Source organism: Lysinibacillus sp. Y5S-8, from assembly GCF_036894365.1.
In the GTDB taxonomy this organism is placed as follows: domain Bacteria; phylum Bacillota; class Bacilli; order Bacillales_A; family Planococcaceae; genus Lysinibacillus; species Lysinibacillus fusiformis_D.
The window spans coordinates 2,712,917-2,731,056 of the sequence record NZ_CP145889.1 but is presented as its reverse complement, the minus strand read 5'-3'; the positions used below and the strand labels follow the sequence as shown (position 1 = coordinate 2,731,056).

The 18,140-nt window shown below is 36.4% G+C and carries 20 protein-coding genes; 9 read left to right on the top strand and 11 right to left on the bottom strand.

What is annotated here, in order from left to right; genetic code table 11:
• Nucleotides 1-36: 36 nt before the first annotated feature.
• The 5 genes from V6670_RS13265 to V6670_RS13245 all read right to left on the bottom strand — a co-directional run bounded on the left by V6670_RS13265 (nucleotide 37) and on the right by V6670_RS13245 (nucleotide 5,099).
• A complete protein-coding gene (locus V6670_RS13265) occupies nucleotides 37-1,503 on the bottom strand; it encodes a spore germination protein (protein ID WP_141903692.1) in 1,467 nt (488 codons plus the stop codon).
• Nucleotides 1,503-2,627, bottom strand: coding sequence for an endospore germination permease (locus tag V6670_RS13260; RefSeq protein ID WP_036123536.1), 1,125 nt, complete (start codon nucleotides 2,625-2,627; stop codon nucleotides 1,503-1,505). The genes V6670_RS13265 and V6670_RS13260 overlap by 1 nt, the downstream gene beginning before the upstream one ends.
• A 149-nt stretch (nucleotides 2,628-2,776) precedes the next feature.
• Entirely contained in the window at nucleotides 2,777-3,667 is an 891-nt protein-coding gene (locus tag V6670_RS13255; RefSeq protein WP_338651385.1) for an RsiV family protein, read from the bottom strand.
• Nucleotides 3,660-4,178, bottom strand: a complete 519-nt coding sequence (locus V6670_RS13250) for a sigma-70 family RNA polymerase sigma factor (RefSeq protein WP_036123541.1) — start codon at nucleotides 4,176-4,178, stop codon at nucleotides 3,660-3,662. Before V6670_RS13250 ends, V6670_RS13255 begins: the two co-directional genes overlap by 8 nt.
• A 153-nt stretch (nucleotides 4,179-4,331) precedes the next feature.
• On the bottom strand, nucleotides 4,332-5,099 hold the full coding sequence (locus V6670_RS13245; RefSeq protein ID WP_338651384.1) for a TSUP family transporter: 768 nt from the start codon (nucleotides 5,097-5,099) through the stop codon (nucleotides 4,332-4,334).
• A gap of 215 nt (nucleotides 5,100-5,314) precedes the next feature.
• Between V6670_RS13245 and V6670_RS13240 the strand changes: the two genes are divergently transcribed.
• Together V6670_RS13240 and V6670_RS13235 are read left to right on the top strand one after the other, a co-directional pair.
• Nucleotides 5,315-5,740 (top strand): hypothetical protein, encoded by a 426-nt coding sequence (locus V6670_RS13240; RefSeq protein ID WP_141903696.1) that lies wholly within the window; start codon nucleotides 5,315-5,317, stop codon nucleotides 5,738-5,740.
• Nucleotides 5,741-5,815: 75 nt separating this feature from the next.
• Nucleotides 5,816-6,808, top strand: a complete 993-nt coding sequence (locus V6670_RS13235; RefSeq protein WP_338651383.1) for an LLM class flavin-dependent oxidoreductase — start codon at nucleotides 5,816-5,818, stop codon at nucleotides 6,806-6,808.
• 453 nt (nucleotides 6,809-7,261) lie between these two features.
• Here the strand turns inward: V6670_RS13235 and yfkAB are convergent, their stop codons facing one another.
• Complete coding sequence (yfkAB, locus tag V6670_RS13230) at nucleotides 7,262-8,374, bottom strand: radical SAM/CxCxxxxC motif protein YfkAB (protein ID WP_338651382.1); 1,113 nt, start codon at nucleotides 8,372-8,374, stop codon at nucleotides 7,262-7,264.
• Between the two features lie 276 nt (nucleotides 8,375-8,650).
• Here yfkAB and V6670_RS13225 point away from each other — a divergent pair, with 276 nt between their 5' ends.
• Entirely contained in the window at nucleotides 8,651-9,355 is a 705-nt protein-coding gene (locus V6670_RS13225) for a YjjG family noncanonical pyrimidine nucleotidase (RefSeq protein ID WP_338651381.1), read from the top strand.
• A 147-nt stretch (nucleotides 9,356-9,502) separates the two neighbouring features.
• Nucleotides 9,503-10,138, top strand: coding sequence for a 50S ribosomal protein L25/general stress protein Ctc (locus tag V6670_RS13220; RefSeq protein ID WP_141903698.1), 636 nt, complete (start codon nucleotides 9,503-9,505; stop codon nucleotides 10,136-10,138).
• A gap of 48 nt (nucleotides 10,139-10,186) precedes the next feature.
• Here V6670_RS13220 and V6670_RS13215 read toward each other — a convergent pair whose 3' ends face one another.
• The 3 genes from V6670_RS13215 to V6670_RS13205 all read right to left on the bottom strand — a co-directional run bounded on the left by V6670_RS13215 (nucleotide 10,187) and on the right by V6670_RS13205 (nucleotide 11,839).
• A complete protein-coding gene (locus V6670_RS13215) occupies nucleotides 10,187-10,792 on the bottom strand; it encodes a DUF2812 domain-containing protein (protein ID WP_338651380.1) in 606 nt (201 codons plus the stop codon).
• Nucleotides 10,779-11,102: a PadR family transcriptional regulator gene (locus V6670_RS13210; protein ID WP_058844556.1), complete on the bottom strand. Its 324-nt coding sequence runs from the start codon at nucleotides 11,100-11,102 to the stop codon at nucleotides 10,779-10,781. The genes V6670_RS13215 and V6670_RS13210 overlap by 14 nt, the downstream gene beginning before the upstream one ends.
• A 110-nt stretch (nucleotides 11,103-11,212) precedes the next feature.
• Nucleotides 11,213-11,839, bottom strand: coding sequence for a YitT family protein (locus V6670_RS13205; protein ID WP_338651379.1), 627 nt, complete (start codon nucleotides 11,837-11,839; stop codon nucleotides 11,213-11,215).
• Between the two features lie 165 nt (nucleotides 11,840-12,004).
• Between V6670_RS13205 and V6670_RS13200 the strand changes: the two genes are divergently transcribed.
• Together V6670_RS13200 and ade are read left to right on the top strand one after the other, a co-directional pair.
• Nucleotides 12,005-12,427, top strand: coding sequence for a pyridoxamine 5'-phosphate oxidase family protein (locus V6670_RS13200; protein ID WP_101966783.1), 423 nt, complete (start codon nucleotides 12,005-12,007; stop codon nucleotides 12,425-12,427).
• 94 nt (nucleotides 12,428-12,521) lie between these two features.
• Entirely contained in the window at nucleotides 12,522-14,267 is a 1,746-nt protein-coding gene (gene ade / locus V6670_RS13195) for an adenine deaminase (RefSeq protein ID WP_338651378.1), read from the top strand.
• Nucleotides 14,268-14,434: 167 nt separating this feature from the next.
• Here ade and V6670_RS13190 read toward each other — a convergent pair whose 3' ends face one another.
• Both V6670_RS13190 and V6670_RS13185 read right to left on the bottom strand, forming a co-directional pair.
• The gene (locus V6670_RS13190) at nucleotides 14,435-14,878 is read right to left on the bottom strand and encodes a hypothetical protein (protein ID WP_338651377.1); all 444 of its coding nucleotides are present in this window, start codon (nucleotides 14,876-14,878) and stop codon (nucleotides 14,435-14,437) included.
• 581 nt (nucleotides 14,879-15,459) lie between these two features.
• Nucleotides 15,460-15,897 carry a MarR family transcriptional regulator gene (locus tag V6670_RS13185; protein WP_058844559.1) on the bottom strand — a complete coding sequence of 146 codons (438 nt, stop codon included), beginning with the start codon at nucleotides 15,895-15,897 and terminating at the stop codon, nucleotides 15,460-15,462.
• Between the two features lie 150 nt (nucleotides 15,898-16,047).
• Here V6670_RS13185 and V6670_RS13180 point away from each other — a divergent pair, with 150 nt between their 5' ends.
• The 3 genes from V6670_RS13180 to V6670_RS13170 all read left to right on the top strand — a co-directional run bounded on the left by V6670_RS13180 (nucleotide 16,048) and on the right by V6670_RS13170 (nucleotide 17,908).
• Nucleotides 16,048-16,452 carry an Ohr family peroxiredoxin gene (locus V6670_RS13180; protein WP_338651376.1) on the top strand — a complete coding sequence of 135 codons (405 nt, stop codon included), beginning with the start codon at nucleotides 16,048-16,050 and terminating at the stop codon, nucleotides 16,450-16,452.
• Between the two features lie 25 nt (nucleotides 16,453-16,477).
• Nucleotides 16,478-17,104 (top strand): nitroreductase family protein, encoded by a 627-nt coding sequence (locus V6670_RS13175; protein WP_338651375.1) that lies wholly within the window; start codon nucleotides 16,478-16,480, stop codon nucleotides 17,102-17,104.
• Between the two features lie 264 nt (nucleotides 17,105-17,368).
• Nucleotides 17,369-17,908: a flavodoxin family protein gene (locus V6670_RS13170; protein WP_141903705.1), complete on the top strand. Its 540-nt coding sequence runs from the start codon at nucleotides 17,369-17,371 to the stop codon at nucleotides 17,906-17,908.
• The last annotated feature ends 232 nt before the right edge of the window (nucleotides 17,909-18,140 follow it).

Genomic DNA, 18,140 nt, shown 5'->3' with positions numbered 1-18,140 from the left:
CCTACCATTTTTGAAGGGATGCTATTTGCTTTGTTTTTAGGACTCTTTGTTTTCGTGACCTTTTGATGTTCGTGTATAATCCTGAGGAGCAAGTGCTTTGTTACGCTCTGTATAACCCTTAGGTGATAAACGAAAGATGGATTTTTTAATGGTAGCCCAATTTAAATCTGTTGCCAGATTCATGTAGGAGTAGCCATAAATGCGAATATTACATAGGTAAAGGAGTGTTAAATATAATGAAACGAAGAAGCCAAACAGTCCAAAAAAGGCACTGGCAAAAATAAAGGCAATCCTTAAAATACTAACGGATGTAACAAGCGATTGATTGACCAATGTAAAAGAGGCAATGGTAGAAATAGCAATCACAACGATCATTTCAGGACTTGTTACCCCTGCTCGAATGGCAGCATCCCCGATAATTAATCCACCTACCACACTGATGGTTCCACCAATAACAGAGGGTAGACGTAAGCCTGCCTCACGAAACAATTCAAACATTAGCAACATCAAGAGCATTTCAAGTGAAGAGGGGAGCGGTAAGCCCGATTTAGCCTGCACAACGGTTGCGAGTAGCTGTAACGGTAATTGATTTTGATGATAGGTCGTTAAAGCTAGCCAAAATGCAGGCAGTAGTAAGCCGATTAAAATACCTGATATCCTTAATAATCGTTCGAGGGAACTAAAGATAATAGGATATTCATTATCCTCAGCCGATTTAAGTAATAAAAACAGATTAACTGGTGTAATGACAGCATAGGCAACACCATCAACAAAAATTATAAATCGACCTCTTGCTAAGGCTTGAACGGCATAATCAGGTCGCCCTGTGTAATCAAACTTTGGAAAAAGCTTAGAATTTTTATTGACCCGTTCCATCAATAAATCACCACTAAATACAATATCTGTATCTACGGCTGCAAGCTGCTTTTTGATCCCATGTAAAATATCCATATCCACAATATCATCAAAATAAAGTATAGCAACCGTTGTTTTTGAACGTTTCCCAAGCTCCATTTTTTCTACACAAAAGGAATTGGTTGGCAATCGTTTTCGTAACAGTGCGATATTGACGCGAATATCTTCAATGAAATTATCTCTCGGTCCTTTAACAAGAACCTCCATGCGCGTTTCTTCAGGTTGACGATTAGGTTTATGCGCAATATTACTAGCATATAAAAGATTATCTTCATTAAAATACAGCAACAGGAAACCACTATAAACAAATGTAATTAGCTGTTCCTTGTCTTCTATTTTTTGAATACTCGGAATATGAAGATGCCTAGCAATATTCTCTTCAAGAGGGACCTCATCCAAATGGTCAAATAAATATTGAATACGTTCAATAATCACTTCATTGAGCATTTGTTGATCAATCATCGCATCACATGTAATGAAGTGTACTTTTTGCTGATTAAAGGTGTATTCTTGAAATTGAATATCTGCCGATTTTTGAAATAATTTTCTGAGCGTACTAAGATCTAGCGCCTGCTCGTGCTGAGGCATTACGATTCACCACTTTTCATGTCTTGTTTTTCAGTTTTCCCCTTTTTAGAAGATTTATCCGACAAGAAAGCTACGATTACGAAAAAAATTGACAGGGCAAAGAAAAAGATAAACGTAGAAGTTAGGATATAATTTCCTTTTACCTTTAAAAATAAATTTTCATTTAACATAATGAGTGGCAAGCAAAGTATAAAGAAGGGAGGAGCAAGCATTTGCCATATTCGCTTCGGATTGCCAGTCATTTTTAATAAATCTGCCACGATATATAAAAGGAAGCTAACGCGAATAAAGGTCCCTGTTAGCCATTGGTAAATAGAGAAAAAGTCTAGATGTTCAATATAGCGTCCGATTGTCACTAAACCCCATTCTTCATAGGCAGGATAGCGTTGTTTAGCCGCTTCACTTGGTCCAAATTCGGTAATGGCTCCAATTAATGGCCCTAATGTGAGTCCGACTAAGATCGATAGCATAATGACGAAGTGATACCACCGAATTCGTTCTTTAAATTGATGTTGTAAAAATAGTAGCATTAAAAGCTCTATGAACCCTGATGCTGGGAAAATCATGCCTCGAAAAACTGGCTGGAAACCATGTTCAAAAAACGGTCGTAATAAATCATAGTCTTTTACTTGTAGGTTGGTAAAGGCGACAAAAAAGCCAAATACCACAACTCCGAATAACACAAAGACATTTAAAATCACAATTGTCTGCAAGCTCGTCGTCACCAGAAGAATACACAAAATGGTATAGATAAATAATAGGATGATAACAGGTGTTTGCGGTAAAAATGTTGTGTTAACCCATTGCAAGGTTTCAACCATCGTAAAAGCTGTAATAATCATTATAAAAATGACAATTGTATAAATGACAATAGAAGAGCCAATGTTTCCGATTTTTTCGTTTAACCAGTCTCGAATGGGTTCCTGTTTAGACTTCGATTGAATATATACTAATAGAAATAGCCAAAAGAAAATGACTCCTCCAGCAAGTAATACCGATAGCCAACCATCTCTTTTGGCTACATCTAACAGCGGGGGAATAATCGTTACATGGTTTTTTAAGCCAATAACAGTCATAGATAGGAAGATGACATGTAAAATACTGATTGATCCTACACCTTTCATGATGAAAACCCTCTAACATTGATTGATACATACTAGCTTAGACAAAAAAAGTCATTTTTATAAGCAAAAAATGGCATGACCCCATGAAAAAAACGAGGTATTTGATGATTCAATCGTCAAATACCTCGTCCTATGAATAGTAAGCTCAATTAGTGAATATATTTTGTGCTAACTAGATCTCCTTTTAGCACATCTGTTGGGATTTCAAATTCTACAACCCCCATATAGCCTGGTGCTACTTCGTATTTATCGAAGGAAATCACTAGTTTCCCTTGATCTGAAATATAGAATGGTTGATCTGGTTTAATGGTTGTAAATGCTTCCATTAATTCTTCGTCGGCAAGACCTGCGCCTTTCACCCAGTAAATTTTTTCTTGATTAGATTCTGCAATTTGTGTACGCATTTGTTCCTTAATATTTTCACTAATTGTCTCAACATATTGTTGATCTTTAAAGAGCATTGGTAGTGTAATTAAAATTTCATTTTGCTTGTCGATTGTATCGTATTGCATGACCGTTGAAGAGGAAGCAACTGTATTCACCACATAACGGCCAATCGATAAAATTTGGTCATTATCTGTTTTGATTTCAAAGCCGCTATCCACACCTAAATGTCCACCACCACTAGCTTTTAAATCTCCAACCTCAGCAATAAAATTATCATAAAGGGCTTTCCCCTCTGCACGATATTTTTCATTTAATGCATTGGCAAGCTCTTGATTCTCTAAATTTTCAATGGAAGGAACTTGAATGTTGGCATCATAATTATCTTCTGCCACCTCATATTCAGTCCAAGTTAATACTTTCACCACACTACCAACAACAGGGATTTCAGAAAGTGTTCGTGCCATTGCAGGGCTAACATTTAAACTAGCTGTAAACAGCATAGCCGCAGCCGCTGATCCAAGTAGCCATTGTGGTGTGCGATTTTTTTTCTTTTTTCGACCTTGTTTTAGTGCACTTTCAACCACAAAGTCTAGCTCCTTTGGAATAGGAACCTCCATATATTGTTTTTCTAATTCTTGTAATTTTTTATCCATGTGCAGTTTCTCCCTTCACATCTTCCAATTGTATTTTCAATAGTTTTAACGCTTTATAAAGACGCGATTTGGCTGTACTCAACTTAATATCAAGGATGTTCGCTACGTCAGCGAGCTTTAAATCCTCAAAATAATGGAGAATGACAACCTCACGATACATTTGTGGGAGCTCATCCAACGCATGCTCCAAGTCTACGTTCTCATAAACATCTTCTTGAGCTGGCGTTAAATATTGTAATGTATCATCATCTGTTACTTGTAAGCGTTTATGCTTACGCAAAAAATCAATGGCCGTACGGACAACTATTTTGTAAAACCAGCTTTTCATATAGGTCACATTTTCAAGTCGATCTAATGAAAGCATGGCTTTTTGGATACTGTCCTGTACAACATCTAGTGCGTCCTGTTCATTTTTTGTATAGCTATACGCGAGCATATAAAAACGCTCTTTTTGTTCACGAATGAATTGGACAAACACCTCTTCATGTTGAAATGCATTTCTTGTTTTCATGTCCAAAGAAGCTCCTTTTTTAACATTGTCAAATTGTATACACTATCTAGACGTGCGAGTAGAGGGAAAAAGTTTAATCCAAGAAAAAAACTTACCTCGATTGAGATAAGTTTTATCTTTCAATAGTATCGGCATACATAAGCATAATGCTGATTATGAAAAATAGTCATATGTATTTTTCAAGAGTAATAGAATGGTCACAACGATAAATAATTTACGTACATAGCCACTGCCGCGTTTAATCGCAAATTTAGAGCCAACAATAGCACCTGCAATTTGTGCAAGTCCCATCGGTAGACCATAAGCATAATTTATTTGTCCTAAGTATATAAACATAAGAAGGGCAGCTATATTACTGCCAAAATTTAAAAATTTTGCATTTCCTGCTGATTGTAAAAAGTCAAAACCAACCATAAGAAAAGCAAAAAGTAAAAATGAGCCTGTTCCAGGACCTAAAAAGCCATCATAAAATCCAACTAGTGTGATCACCATAACAAAAATGAGATAACGTTTTGGTGTTAATGTTTTATAGCTCGATATACTTCCCCAGTCTTTTTTGAAAATGGTGTAGATAGCCACTGCTGCAAGCATTATCAGCATTAGTGGCCTGAGAACACTGGGGTCCATTAAGTGGACAATCCAAGCACCTAACATAGAGCCGAAAAAGACAAAGGGGAATAACTTATAGACGGCTTTAATATCTAGCTTACCAGAGCGATAAAATGTCACTGTGCTAGTCAGTGATCCCATCGTACCTGCTAATTTATTTGTTGCTACTGCAGCAGAGGGTGGAAGACCAACAAACATAAGAGCTGGTAAAGAAATAAGGCCACCGCCTCCCACCACTGAATCAATAAATGCTGCTAAAAAACCAAAAAGAAGTAAGATCATTAAAATATTTACATCTAAATCAAAAGGCACAACAAGTCATCTCTTTTCTATCATAATAATCTGATAGTAGCGAACTGAAGATAAGCTGTAAATATACTATCGATTATTTTCGGGCTAAAGTACATGGAGAGGTTTTATAGAAAATGAATGTAATTGCTACATTATTCGAATAATTTCTACTTGAAGTCATTATTTTGATGTATTATGTAAATGATGGTGTTTTTACGTAAAGGGGACGTGATGACATGAGTTTAGGAAATCATCTACGCGTATTTCTCTGTGTGGTTTTTATGGGAGTGCTTGTAGGATATGTCTTTAATGCAAAAAAAGATATAACAGACCATGATTATATTGATACCGTAAAAGAAGGCTATTTGGAGAATTTTTCAGATGTCACAGTTCGAAATGCGTTTAATTATGCTTTTTTTGAACCGTACTGGCGTTATTATCAAGCAAAAACAGGGGAGCAAGTTGTTGAATTATCGGGTGATATTACGTTTCAAGGTGTAAAAGGACATGCTATCTTACAATTTGTTGTCAACGAACAAACGCAGCAATTCTCACTTCAGGCGATGAAATTTAAAGATGTAGTATTGAACCAGCAGCAACAACAAAAGCTAGTCGGCATGGTCTATCAAACATGGGAAAAGAAACAACTAGCTTATGAGTAAGGTTTTTTATTTTGTAAATCATCCAAACTGTATTACAGTAAAAGGGGGAGCTTAGAGACAGAGAGGATGTTTTAAATGAGATTAAGTATGTTAGATCAAATGCCCATTCCAAAAGGTCATTCTGCAGAGGAAGCCTTCCAACGTACAGAACAACTGGCACTACTAGGTGAAGAACTTGGCTTTCATCGTATGTGGCTAGCTGAACATCACAATAGTCAGTCACTAGCAAGTTCAGCTCCTGAAGTGACCGCCGCTTTTTTAGCTGCGAAAACAAAACGTCTTCGCATTGGCACAGGTGGCGTTATGATGATGCATTATTCGCCTTATAAGCTAGCAGAGGTATTTAAGACATTATCTGGTTTAGCACCGAATCGGATTGATTTTGGTGTAGGTAGAGCGCCAGGTGGCGACCATGCCGCTATTTATGCATTAGCAGAGGGAAGACGTCAACGCTTCACGGAACAGTATGATAAGCTCGAAATCGTTTTAAAACTGATGAATAATCAAAAAACAGGGGAGCATGTCTATGATCAAGTCATCGCAGCCCCTGCTCATATTTCATTACCAGAGGCTTGGTTACTAGGATCAAGTGGTCAAAGTGCTATGCAGGCTGGACAGCTTGGAGTAGGCTATTCATATGCACAATTCTTCACTGGCAATATGTCGAAGGATATTTTTGATGCCTATAAATCCTATTTTACGCCTTCTTATTATATGGAAAAGCCACAAATTATTGTGACATATGCAGCAACTGTTGCACCAACTTTAGAAGAAGCGGAATATTTGGCAAAACCAATTGATATCTCTCGTCTTCAACTGATGAAGGGGCAAATCATTCAAACGATGTCACCAGAAGAAGCAAAGGATTATCCGTTGTCGGAAATGGATAAAATGACAATTGATAATAACCGTAAGGCGAATCTTGTTGGGACACCAAAAGACATTGCTGCATTTTTAATCGCTGAGCAAGAGAAGTATGGTTTCGATGAAGTCATGCTGAATTGTAATCAATATGAACTAGAAAGTCGTTTGAATACCTATAAATTCCTGGCAAAGGAATTAATATAGAACGAATAAAGCTTGATAAAATCACCTCGTTTATGTAGTCGTCGAGGTGATTTTTTATTGGCCATTGGCTTGCACACAACATAGAAAAACCCGGAAATAAATTTCCGGGTCTGATTACCACTACATTTTTTTCTCCATGACACACTGCCTCGCTTCCGTATAGGATCTTAAGATATTCCTAAGAAAACTGTACTTTACTCAGCTTTGATGGTCCTTCTGAGTTATCGATCAATCGCACTCATCGGGTTAACCCTCCCAGTCATTGGATTTGAAGTGAAATCTTTAATAGTATAGACCATTCATTTTTTTTTATACCTTGTTGAACAAATTATAAAAAATATAAATTAAGTAAAGCCTAAAAAAATAAGCAATTTAGTGAAACTCTTCTTGGATCAAACTTTGGTCAAAATGGAGTTTATCTATTTATATTTAATTGTACTTACTGGAAAACATTTATATGCGAGCAGAGCCACTCACAAATGCGGCATCTTGATAATACATATTTTTCACAAGAACATTGGGCCCTAAGCATTTGACTGCCGGACAGTGGCAGTTAAGTGATTTTGCTAAGTCAGTTGTCATCCATTTATCAAAAATGGCTGGTAGCTCGTCATGCACAATATTGCCAAGTGCTGGTGTATCACCAAAATCTGTAACGATCACATCGCCTGTGAAAATATTGATGTTTAATCGAGAACGACCGTCTGGGTCATTTCGCATTGTGACATTCTTCGCTGTGCGCAGACGGTGCAGCAACTTTTGATCCTCTTCATTCCTACTGCAAGGGTAGAATGGGAGTGTGCCAAATAGCATCCATGTATTTTCATCACGAATATCAAGTAGATGGTGAATGGCTTCACGCGTTTCTTCTAATGATAAAGAACTAAGTGCACTTGCGAAGTCTGATGGGTACATTGGGTGTACCTCATGTCTCGCACACTTCATTTCCTCAATGATTTGATGATGGATATGCTCTAAATAAGGCAATGTTTTTTTATTTAACATCGTTTCAGCAGATACCATAACACCATGCTCAGCTAGCATTTTAGCATTATCAATCATGCGTTGGAATAAAGCTGCACGTTGGTCATAAGTTGGTTTACGCTCCATCATGGCAAAGCCGGTTTCTACAAATTCATCAATCGTTCCCCAGTTATGAGAAATATGAAGGACATCTAGATAAGGTGCAATCAATACATAACGAGCTGGCTCTAATGTTAAGTTGGAGTTGATTTGTGTCCGTACGCCTCGTTCGTGTGCGTATTTTAAAAGCGGCAATACATAGTTTTGGACAGACTTTTTACTCATCATCGGTTCTCCACCTGTAATGCTGAGTGTTTTTAAATGAGGTATCTCGTCTAATCGCTGTAAAATTAAGTTTATAGGTAGTGCCTCAGGGTCTTTACTTTGTAATGTATAGCCTACTGCACAGTGAGCGCAGCGCATGTTGCAAAGATTAGTAGTTGTAAATTCAATATTTGATAGTGTCATTTGTCCATGCTGTTCCACATCTAAATACGCTTCCCATGGATCAAAGACAGGTGTTATTTTTTGTAAGGTCGTCATCTTTCGTACATCTTCCTTTCTAGCATTCTATTGTCTCATATTCATCGAAAATTTCAAATATGAAATTACCGAATGGGCTATTTTAGGACTAGACGAACATTTTTTTACCCAATATAGGAAAATGTTCATCGTTCCATTTGGCTAGCAATTGAAGAGTTAAAGCGCATTGATGTCCTAATATTCTGTTATAGGACATTTTACTGTTATTTCTTATAAAAAACGTTATTATGGTAGAGAGTAAATAGTCACAATGCATCGAAGAAAGTGGGAACAGATATGACAAAATATGAGACACTATTGTTTGACGTGGATGATACGTTACTAGATTTTGATTTAGCTGAAAATGCTGCGCTGGACCGCATGTTTAAAGAGGAAAACATAGCTACTACGCCAGAGATGATTGCCCGTTACAAGGAGATAAATGAGACGATGTGGCGAGCTTTTGAGCGTGGGGAAGTAACAAAAAATACACTATATAATACACGATTTGCAATTGCTTTAAAAGAATTTGGGATAGAGGTTGATGGCGTCTACTTTGAATCGCTATTCCAAAAATATTTACAGGAGGCACATCATTATGTGGATGGGGCTTATGAAGTCATTGCTCAATTAGCCGAAAGTCATCATTTATATGTTGTGTCAAATGGCATCACGATGACACAAAATAAACGATTAGTGGATGCCAATTTAGCACAATATTTTAAGGGTATCTTTATTTCGGAGCAAACGGGCTATCAAAAGCCGATGCCAGCCTTTTTTGATTATGTTTTTGAACGGATTGATCATTTTGATAAAGCTAAGACGCTTATTATCGGTGATTCTTTGACGTCAGACATAAAAGGTGGTTTACTATCAGGGATCGATACATGCTGGTTTAACATCCGTAATGTTGAAAACACGAGCGACATTGAACCACATTATGAAATTAAAAAATTGCATGAATTACATGGGTTATTAAATAAAAAAATAGCTCTGTATTAAGAAATACGGCACTTCCTTTGCTATCTGGACAAAGGAGGTGTTTTTTAGTTTATCATCCGTTTTTTCATCAAACAATGTAGGTATAAAATACAACAGAAAAGGCAAAACCTTTTATGAGACTAGTTTCCATGAAAGGGGAAATATTCGATGAATATGGTTTTAACTGCCAGTAAACGTCAAAAAGGACGACAATCTTCATTAACACAGCTTCGACAAAATGGGGACATTCCTGGTGTTGTCTACGGCTTTCAAATGGAATCAACAGCTATTACGTTAGATGCTAGAACCTTTGCAAAAATGTTAGCTGCACATGGTACGAAAAGTGTTTTTCAACTAGATGTAGAAGGAAAACGAATTAATGCTGTATTAACAGAAGTACAACGTTGTGCATTAAAGGGTAATGTTAAACACGTTGATTTTAAGTCCATCAATATGTCAGAGGAGCTAGAAGTGGACATTCCAGTAACAGTGACTGGTCATGCTGTTGGTGTTGCGGATGGCGGTTTCCTGCTACAGCCAAATCGTGAGGTACGCATCAAAGTGAAGCCAACCGAAATTCCAGAAACTATAGAAATTGATGTTACGAATGTAGCGATCGGCACGTCTCTTTATGTAGGAGATATTCGTGGGCAGTTTTCATTTGAAATTTTACAAGAGGATGACTTTACATTAGCAACGATTACACCACCACCTGCTGAAAATGTACAAGAAGATGATACTGTGGATGGTACACCAGAAGTGATAGAAGCAACAGGACAAAACGGTGCTGAACCAGAAGCATAGAGGAAAGAGGAGCCATTTTACGCTATGTAAGTGGCTCCTTGGTATTTTCTATAACAGCTGCTGTATAGATTTCCGATAACGATAATAAACGACTACATACATCCCACATGTTGCTAAAAATAGCCAAGGTGGAATAAAGCGCATAAGGGCAAAGGGTGTTTCAAATAAAAAAGCAAAAAGGAATACTAAACCTTCTTTATTCCATAAGCCAGGTGTATAATAGGCAGCTTTTATACTGAAAAAGGATTCGAAGCCATCATTGGCATACAAAATCATTAACAAAAGAAAAGAGAGTAACGCCCAATGGCTTGCATGCTGCATTAAACGTTTATATTTAGCAATATACGAATCATTATCCGAAAATAATTCATCGTTGCCATCTTTCCTTTTTAACCAATAGTAGGTTCCATCATACGACTTTTCTTTTAAAGGGCGCCACCCAAAATCCTCATGTAATTGCTTATAGTTGGGCTGCTCTTTTTTTCGAAGATCTTGCTGATAATCAATTCGGATAACTTGTTCAAGATCTGTAGTATGTTTAAATGTATAAAAGCCTGCTGAATTTATGTTTGTGCAAACTAAGCCTTGGGATAACATTTGATTTAACCATTGTTCTTCCTTTTCAATATCAAAAAAGATTTTAAACTTTATCATGTTCATCAGCTCCCTCATATAAAGATAAAATTCGTTGCAATCGCTGTTGCTCGGCTGCTAATATATTTAGCCCTTCAGCGGTTGTTTGATACACCTTGCGTCTAGAATCCTCGGTTGCAACAGGAGTAATCCAATGATATTTCAACAAATTTTCTATTGCCCCATACATGGTGCCAGCAGCAATTCTCACACTGCCAGCGCTCATTTCCTCGATTTTTTGCATCATTGCATAGCCATGTAACGGTTCACGTAGAGCAAGTAAAATATAATGCATGGTTTCTGATAAAGGCAGTAATTTATGTTTTTTCATTAGGTCACCTCAACTATACAGTCCAACTATATAGTTTGATTATATATAGTTGGACTGTATATTGCAACTGTATAAAAAAAGACAATGCATTTTTGCATTGTCTTGTAAGCTTATACGACAGCGCTTTTCACGCCAGTCCATCTCATAAATAATTTTTCATTATAGGTTAAGGCAAATTGTACAATTGGTCCAAGCCCAAATGCCATAATGACTGTACCAATTCCAATAGGGCCACCTAGTAAAAAGCCAATAACAGCGACAGTCACTTCCATTGTTGTACGAGAACGTGTAACACTCCAGCCAAGCTTATGGACCATCATTAACATTAACGTATCACGTGGACCGATTCCCAAATTGGCTACCATGTACATACCGCAACCCCAGCCTAATAAAACTAACCCTGTAAGATAGGAGACAAGTTGCATCCAAAATCCATCGATATCTGGCAACCAATAATTAAATATATCAATAAAAATGCCTGCTAAAAACATATCAATAAAGGTCCCTGGTAATGGAAATTTTTTTGTGATCAGCATATCAAATGCTAAAATGGCAAGTCCCAATATAATGGACCAAGTGCCGATTGTTAAACCCAGTGTTTTTGTTAAGCCAATATGTAGTACATCCCAAGAGCCAACGCCAAAAAGCTGCCCTTTAATTGTTAATGTAATGCCAAAAGATAGCACGATAATGCCTGTTATGAAAAACAAACAGCGCGTAAAGAAAGCTTGTTTCATTTTTTAACCCTCATTTATCTGAAAATTCCTATTATCCATCCAATTATTATAACAAATAGATTTTCAATATGGCCGAAAATTGTCATTTCACATTTTTCAAAAAAAGGCGGTTTAGCTTTTTGAGGAGAGGGCAAAATAGATATGTAGATGAAAGGATGGGATGAAATGACTTCTGTACGTGATGAAATTTTAGAAGTTTTAAATCGAGAAAAGATTGGAACGATGGCGACTGTAGAAAATGGAAAACCATACTCTCGTTATATGACGTTTCAACATGAGGACTTTGTATTATATACGGTAACGAATAAACATTCAGAGAAAATGGAAGAACTTCGTAAAAATCCCTATACCCATATTTTATATGGCTATGAAAATGAAGGCTTTGGGGATACGTATGTTGAAATAGAGGGACAGCTTACGGAAGTCCATGAAGAGGGGTTAAAAAATAAACTAGCTGAATTTTTTACGAGTATCTTCGTTGGTAATCAGGACGAAATGGTGACCTTGAAAATTGAACCTATTCGCATGCGCTTGATGAATAAAAAGGGGCAACCACCAAAAGAGCTAGAATTTTCGAACGACCATTGATGGATGGTCGTTTTTTACTGTACTACTATAAATACTTGCAATGAACGGTATTTTTCAGGCATGATAGTTCTTAAAAGAAAAAGGAGTATAGGCTATGACAAAAAAATTACAGCAGTTAACGCAAAATATCTTATCATCTCAAGGGAAATTAGAGGCAGATTTCATACTGAGAAATGCTCAAGTGGCCGATGTTTATACGTTAACGTGGAAAAAGGCAGATATTGTTGTGAACAATGGTACGATTGTGGCACTGGATCACAACCACAAATTTCAGGCAAAACAGGAACAGGATGCAGCAGGAAGCTACGTCATTCCTGGATTAATTGATGGTCATATACATATAGAATCTTCCATGCTAACGCCGGGTGAATTTAGTCGAGTTTTACTACCTCATGGTATTACCACAGTCATCACAGATCCACATGAAATCGCCAATGTCGCAGGAGCGGAAGGCATCCAATTTATGCTTGATGATGCACAAAAAGCGGATATGGATATTTTTGTGATGCTGCCATCAAGCGTACCTGGTACACAGTTTGAGAATGCTGGTGCGACACTAACAGCTCAGGATTTAGCGTCATTTCTAAAACATGAACAAGTTCGTGGCTTGGCAGAAGTCATGGATTTTCCAGCCGTATTAAATGGGGAAGAGGGCATGCTTCAGAAAATTTTATTATCACAGCAAGCAAACCTAGTAATCGATGGGCATTGTGCTGGCTTACAGAGCGAACAAATTACAGGCTATCGCGCTGCAGGCATACTGACAGATCATGAATGTGTGACAGCCGAAGAAGCCATTGATCGTGTAGAGCAAGGGATGTATGTACTGATTCGAGAAGGCTCAGCAGCTAAAAATTTACGTGATTTATTACCGGCTGTTCAGCCACATAATGCTCGTCGTTTTGGTTTTTGTACAGACGATAAATATGTGGATGAGTTAATCGATGAAGGCAGCATCAATTATGATATAGCCATGGCAATAGCCGAAGGGATGACACCATTACAGGCAATCCAGTTAGCAACTGTGAACACAGCAGAATGCTATCGTTTATTTGATCGAGGGGTACTTGCCCCAGGCTATAAGGCAGATTTTGTGTTAGTCGAGGATTTGTCGACGATGCAGGCAAAGGCTGTATGGAAAAATGGTCGAAAGGTTGCTGAAAATGGGGAAATGCTGACAAGTCGTCAAGAGCTAATTGTTCCTGCTCATATCCACCAATCAGTGCATTTACCAGCCATTACAAAGGATAGGCTACAACTAGCTTTCACAAAGGGTACGAAGGCTAATGTTATGGAGATTGTTCCAAATCAGCTCATTACCAATCATGTAGTAATGGATGTACCTGTGAAAGAAGGCGTTTTTGAACCATCTGTAGAACAAGATTTACTGAAATTAGCCGTCATTGAACGACACCATCATTTACACACGACAGGCTTAGGCATTGTCAGAGGCTTTGGTTTACAAAAAGGGGCAGTAGCCACAACTGTAGCACATGATTCACATAATGCCCTGGTCGTAGGGACAAACGATGAGGATATGATACTTGCTCTTTCACGCATTCAAGAAATCCAAGGGGGCTTTGTGATTGTAGCAGATGGCAAAATTCTAGCGGAGATGCCCTTAACCATTGGCGGCTTGATGACAGATGCCCCTGCTCAGCAAGCAAAGGAACAGCTAGCAGGCTTGCATAGTGCATTAAAGACGCTCAACCCAACATTAGATTTCCATTTTCTACTGACGTTTTCTTTTGTGGCATTACCAGTCATTCCTGCACTAAAACTAACAGATACAGGATTATTTGATGTGACAACCTTCCAGCACATCTCTGTAGAAGCATAGACGAAAACGACCTAATAGCTTAAAGCTTTAGGTCGTTTTTGTATTTCGTGTTGATCTAAGTAGCTCTGAGACATCTTTTATACTTCTGACAATTATATATTTATTAATATATCTTTTGATAAAAATAAAAAACAGACAACATATTTCATTGACTGTTTTAGGGTCTATTATTCTTTTAAAACACTAGGTTTATCGAAAGAAACAATATCTATTATATGGTCAAGACAAACAATCTGGTAATGAATTAGGTCTTTGTAGGAGTATATTTCCTGAGCAATTGTTCCATTACTTACAAAATCTAAATAGGTAGACTTTGAGAATAAACGTACTGAATGACCAATAAATTTATCTTCTGGATTTACAAAATGAAATGACTCATCGAAAACAGAATAAGCTACATACGAATCAAATTCTATATGTATTACTGGTAATGTCTTATTAATTTCAATTGGGTTGACATCATATAATGTATATTCACCAACATTTACATCCTTGCTTTTAGAACTTATAGAAGCTCTTTTAATAGAAATTCTCAATGAATTCGTTCCAGGCTCTACTATATTATCTAAAAAAATAAAACCTTTTTGCTGCATCAAATCCTCATAGTTCATAAAATCACCCTTTCATATTTATATATAAGGTTTTGGTCATTTTATAATTTGAAATTTAAAATGTCAATAATAAAATGGTTGTTAAAGGATAAAAAATTATTGTTTTTCGATAAAAAATAATTGTCTTAGAATATATTTAAAGCTTCTGATTGTAGGTGGCAGGATCTGAATTTTGCACACTAAAAATAGTTAAATGAAGGAATAAAGTAATGAAGAAATATATGATTGCTTCAACACCAATTAGATTAGGTGTACTTAGTTTTTGATTTTATGGTGATAGGGAGTAATGTAGCTCCAGAAGGTATTCTAATTCCAATAGGATTTTTATTGTTATTTATTAGATTTGTTTGTGTAATTGGGGCAGGGATAAATTCTTAAAAAAGGGGGATTGCGGGAAATGGTAGTTAAGCGGTGATTTTATAAATTGTTAATGGCAACTGATAAAATGCCTAGGTTTGAAGAACCGTATTTGGAAGATAAGCAAATTCCAAATACGGTTCTTTATTTTGACTAAAAAATAATTGTCACGTGATACCGCTATAGCATGGATCTAAAGTTTTAGGGTTACAATATTCATTACTTTATTTTTTATCTTTCATTGTCCAGTCGTTGTGCATAATATCTTGAAGAACATTTTTCAGTTGTATAAATTGCTGCTCTGAGATATTTGATTGTTGCATTACTTGTCGTGACACTTCTGGTAGCATACAACGGACATTACTGCCTTCTTTTGATAAATAAATTTGCATTTGTCGTTCGTCATCCTTGGAACGCTCACGACAAATGTAGCCCTTTGCCTCTAATTTTTTGAGCAACGGTGTTAATGTACCTGAATCTAAAAATAAACGTTGTCCCAATTCTTTCACTGTTATTTGTTCGTTTTCCTCCAAGGCTAATAAAGTGATATAACCTGTATAAGTTAGATCATATGGCTTCAATAATAATGTGTATTGTCGAATAATTTCCTTTGATGTTGCATACAAAAGAAAGCACAGTTGATTATCTAAATGATTAGGCATAAAAATCCCCTCTTAAAGTTCTTCTCATTATATTTATATTAAAAATAAAGTTCCTACTTGTCAAACGCAATTAAATTGTGTACAATTCGATTTGTGAAAATTAAATTGTGCACAATTTAAAATACTAATATAGATATGGGGTTTTCGATTATGAAAGAATTATACTCAACTACAATGATTAATGATGGTGGGCGTAGTGGCACATCATATGCAGAGGATCAATCACTCTCTTTAAAAATTGCACCACCAGGCTCAAAATTAGCTAATGTTACAAACCCAGAGCAATTATTTGCGGCAGGTTATAGTGCCTGCTTTAATAGTGCATTAGATTTAATTAAACGCCAAAAAAAACTAAACAACGCATCAACAATTAAAGTAACAGTCAAATTAATGGAACAAGCTGCATTTGACTATGTGCTTGCTGTTGACATCGAAGGACATATTGAAGGATTAGCATTGGAAGAAGCACAGGAATTATTAGAGTTAACACATACAGTGTGCCCATATTCAAAGGCAACAATGGGGAATATCAATGTAATAATTAAAGCAGTTTAAATTTTTTGAAAAAGAGGGAAATGACATGTTATCAACTACACCATTAAAACAAATTATGCAGGAGCGAAAATCAGTTCGTAAATACAATGCTAATACTAAAATTTCTCGTGAAACAATAGTGCAGCTGTTGCAAGAGGCTACTTCAGCGCCTTCTTCAAGTAACATGCAACCATGGCGATTTATTGTCATTGATGATAGGGAAATTCAAAAGAATATTAATTTCTTTTCGTTTAATCAAGAGCAAATCGAAACAGCCTCTGCCATTATTGCTGTCATTGGTGATACTGAAATGTATTTAAATGCAAAGGAAATCTATGCAAAAAATGTGGAATTAGGCTATATGCCAGAAGAAATTGCCAATAAGCTTGCTCAAGACGCATTAACAATGTATGGCTCAGCTTCGACAAAAACATTAGAAAATATCGTACACTTTGATGCTGGCTTAGTTTCTATGCAAATAATGCTATTGGCGAAAGAAATGGGTTATGATACAGTTCCAATGGGTGGGTTTGATAAAGCTAAATTTGCTGAGTACATGGAATTACCTGCGAATGAAGTACCTATACTATTATTAGCAATTGGTGAAGCAGCTGCACCAGCTTATGGATCTTCACGTCTTTCAATTGATCACATTGTAAGGTTCAATAAATAATGTTAGAGAACGACTCACATTAAAAACTATCCAAAACAAAGGCTTCATAAATATGATTTGATTTTAAAAGGGGAGGGTGAAAGCTCTCCTTTTAGCGTGCTTGAAAGTAATCCTTGTTTATTTTCTATTTAGCAACCTCTTTATAATCAATTTTTTCGATCTATTTTATCGAAATAATCATCTTTATCGATTTGTAAAATCATAATAAGATATAAGCATTCGGAAACAATAGTAGGGAATTTTAAGGAAGAGGGGATAATCAATATGTCAATAGCAGTTATTTACGGTGGAAATCGTCCGAATGGGAATGTAGAGACACTCACAAAATTAATCACGCAAGGCTTAAATGTTGAAGAAGTTTATCTAAAGGATTATGTCATTCAACCAATAATAGATAAGCGGCATGCAGAGGGGGGATTTTCCGAAGTAAACGATGATTATAACGCCATCATAGATCGTATACTCCCGCATGATATTCTTATTTTTTCGACCCCTATTTATTGGTACAGCATGACTGGGACGATGAAAAACTTTATTGATCGGTGGTCACAAACTTTAAGAGACACAAATTATCCTAATTTCAAAGCAATGATGTCTTCTAAAAAAGCCTATGTAATTGCAGTTGGTGGAGATCAACCTTATATGAAAGGTTTACCAATGATTCAGCAGTTTCAACATATCTTTGACTTTATTGGCACAACTTTTGAAGGGTATATTTTAGGAGAAGGAAACAAGCCAGGAGATATCCTTCAAGATTTAACAGCGTTGTCTGCAGCTGAATGTCTTCGAAAAGATTTACAATAGCATTTTGTTTCTGATGTATGTTAGCTACTATAAAAGATCATTTATGCTCTTATGTTAAAGACATATAAAGAGAAGAACAAAATTTTCTCCCGCGATTTAAAAACGGATTTGGACGATATGTAGCTTCCAAATCCGTTTCTTTTTATTTGATTAAAGGTTCTTTTATTGTCGCTCGGTTTGGCTAAATCGATTACCATGTTTTTTAAAATTTTCTCGAGCATCAGAAAGTCAT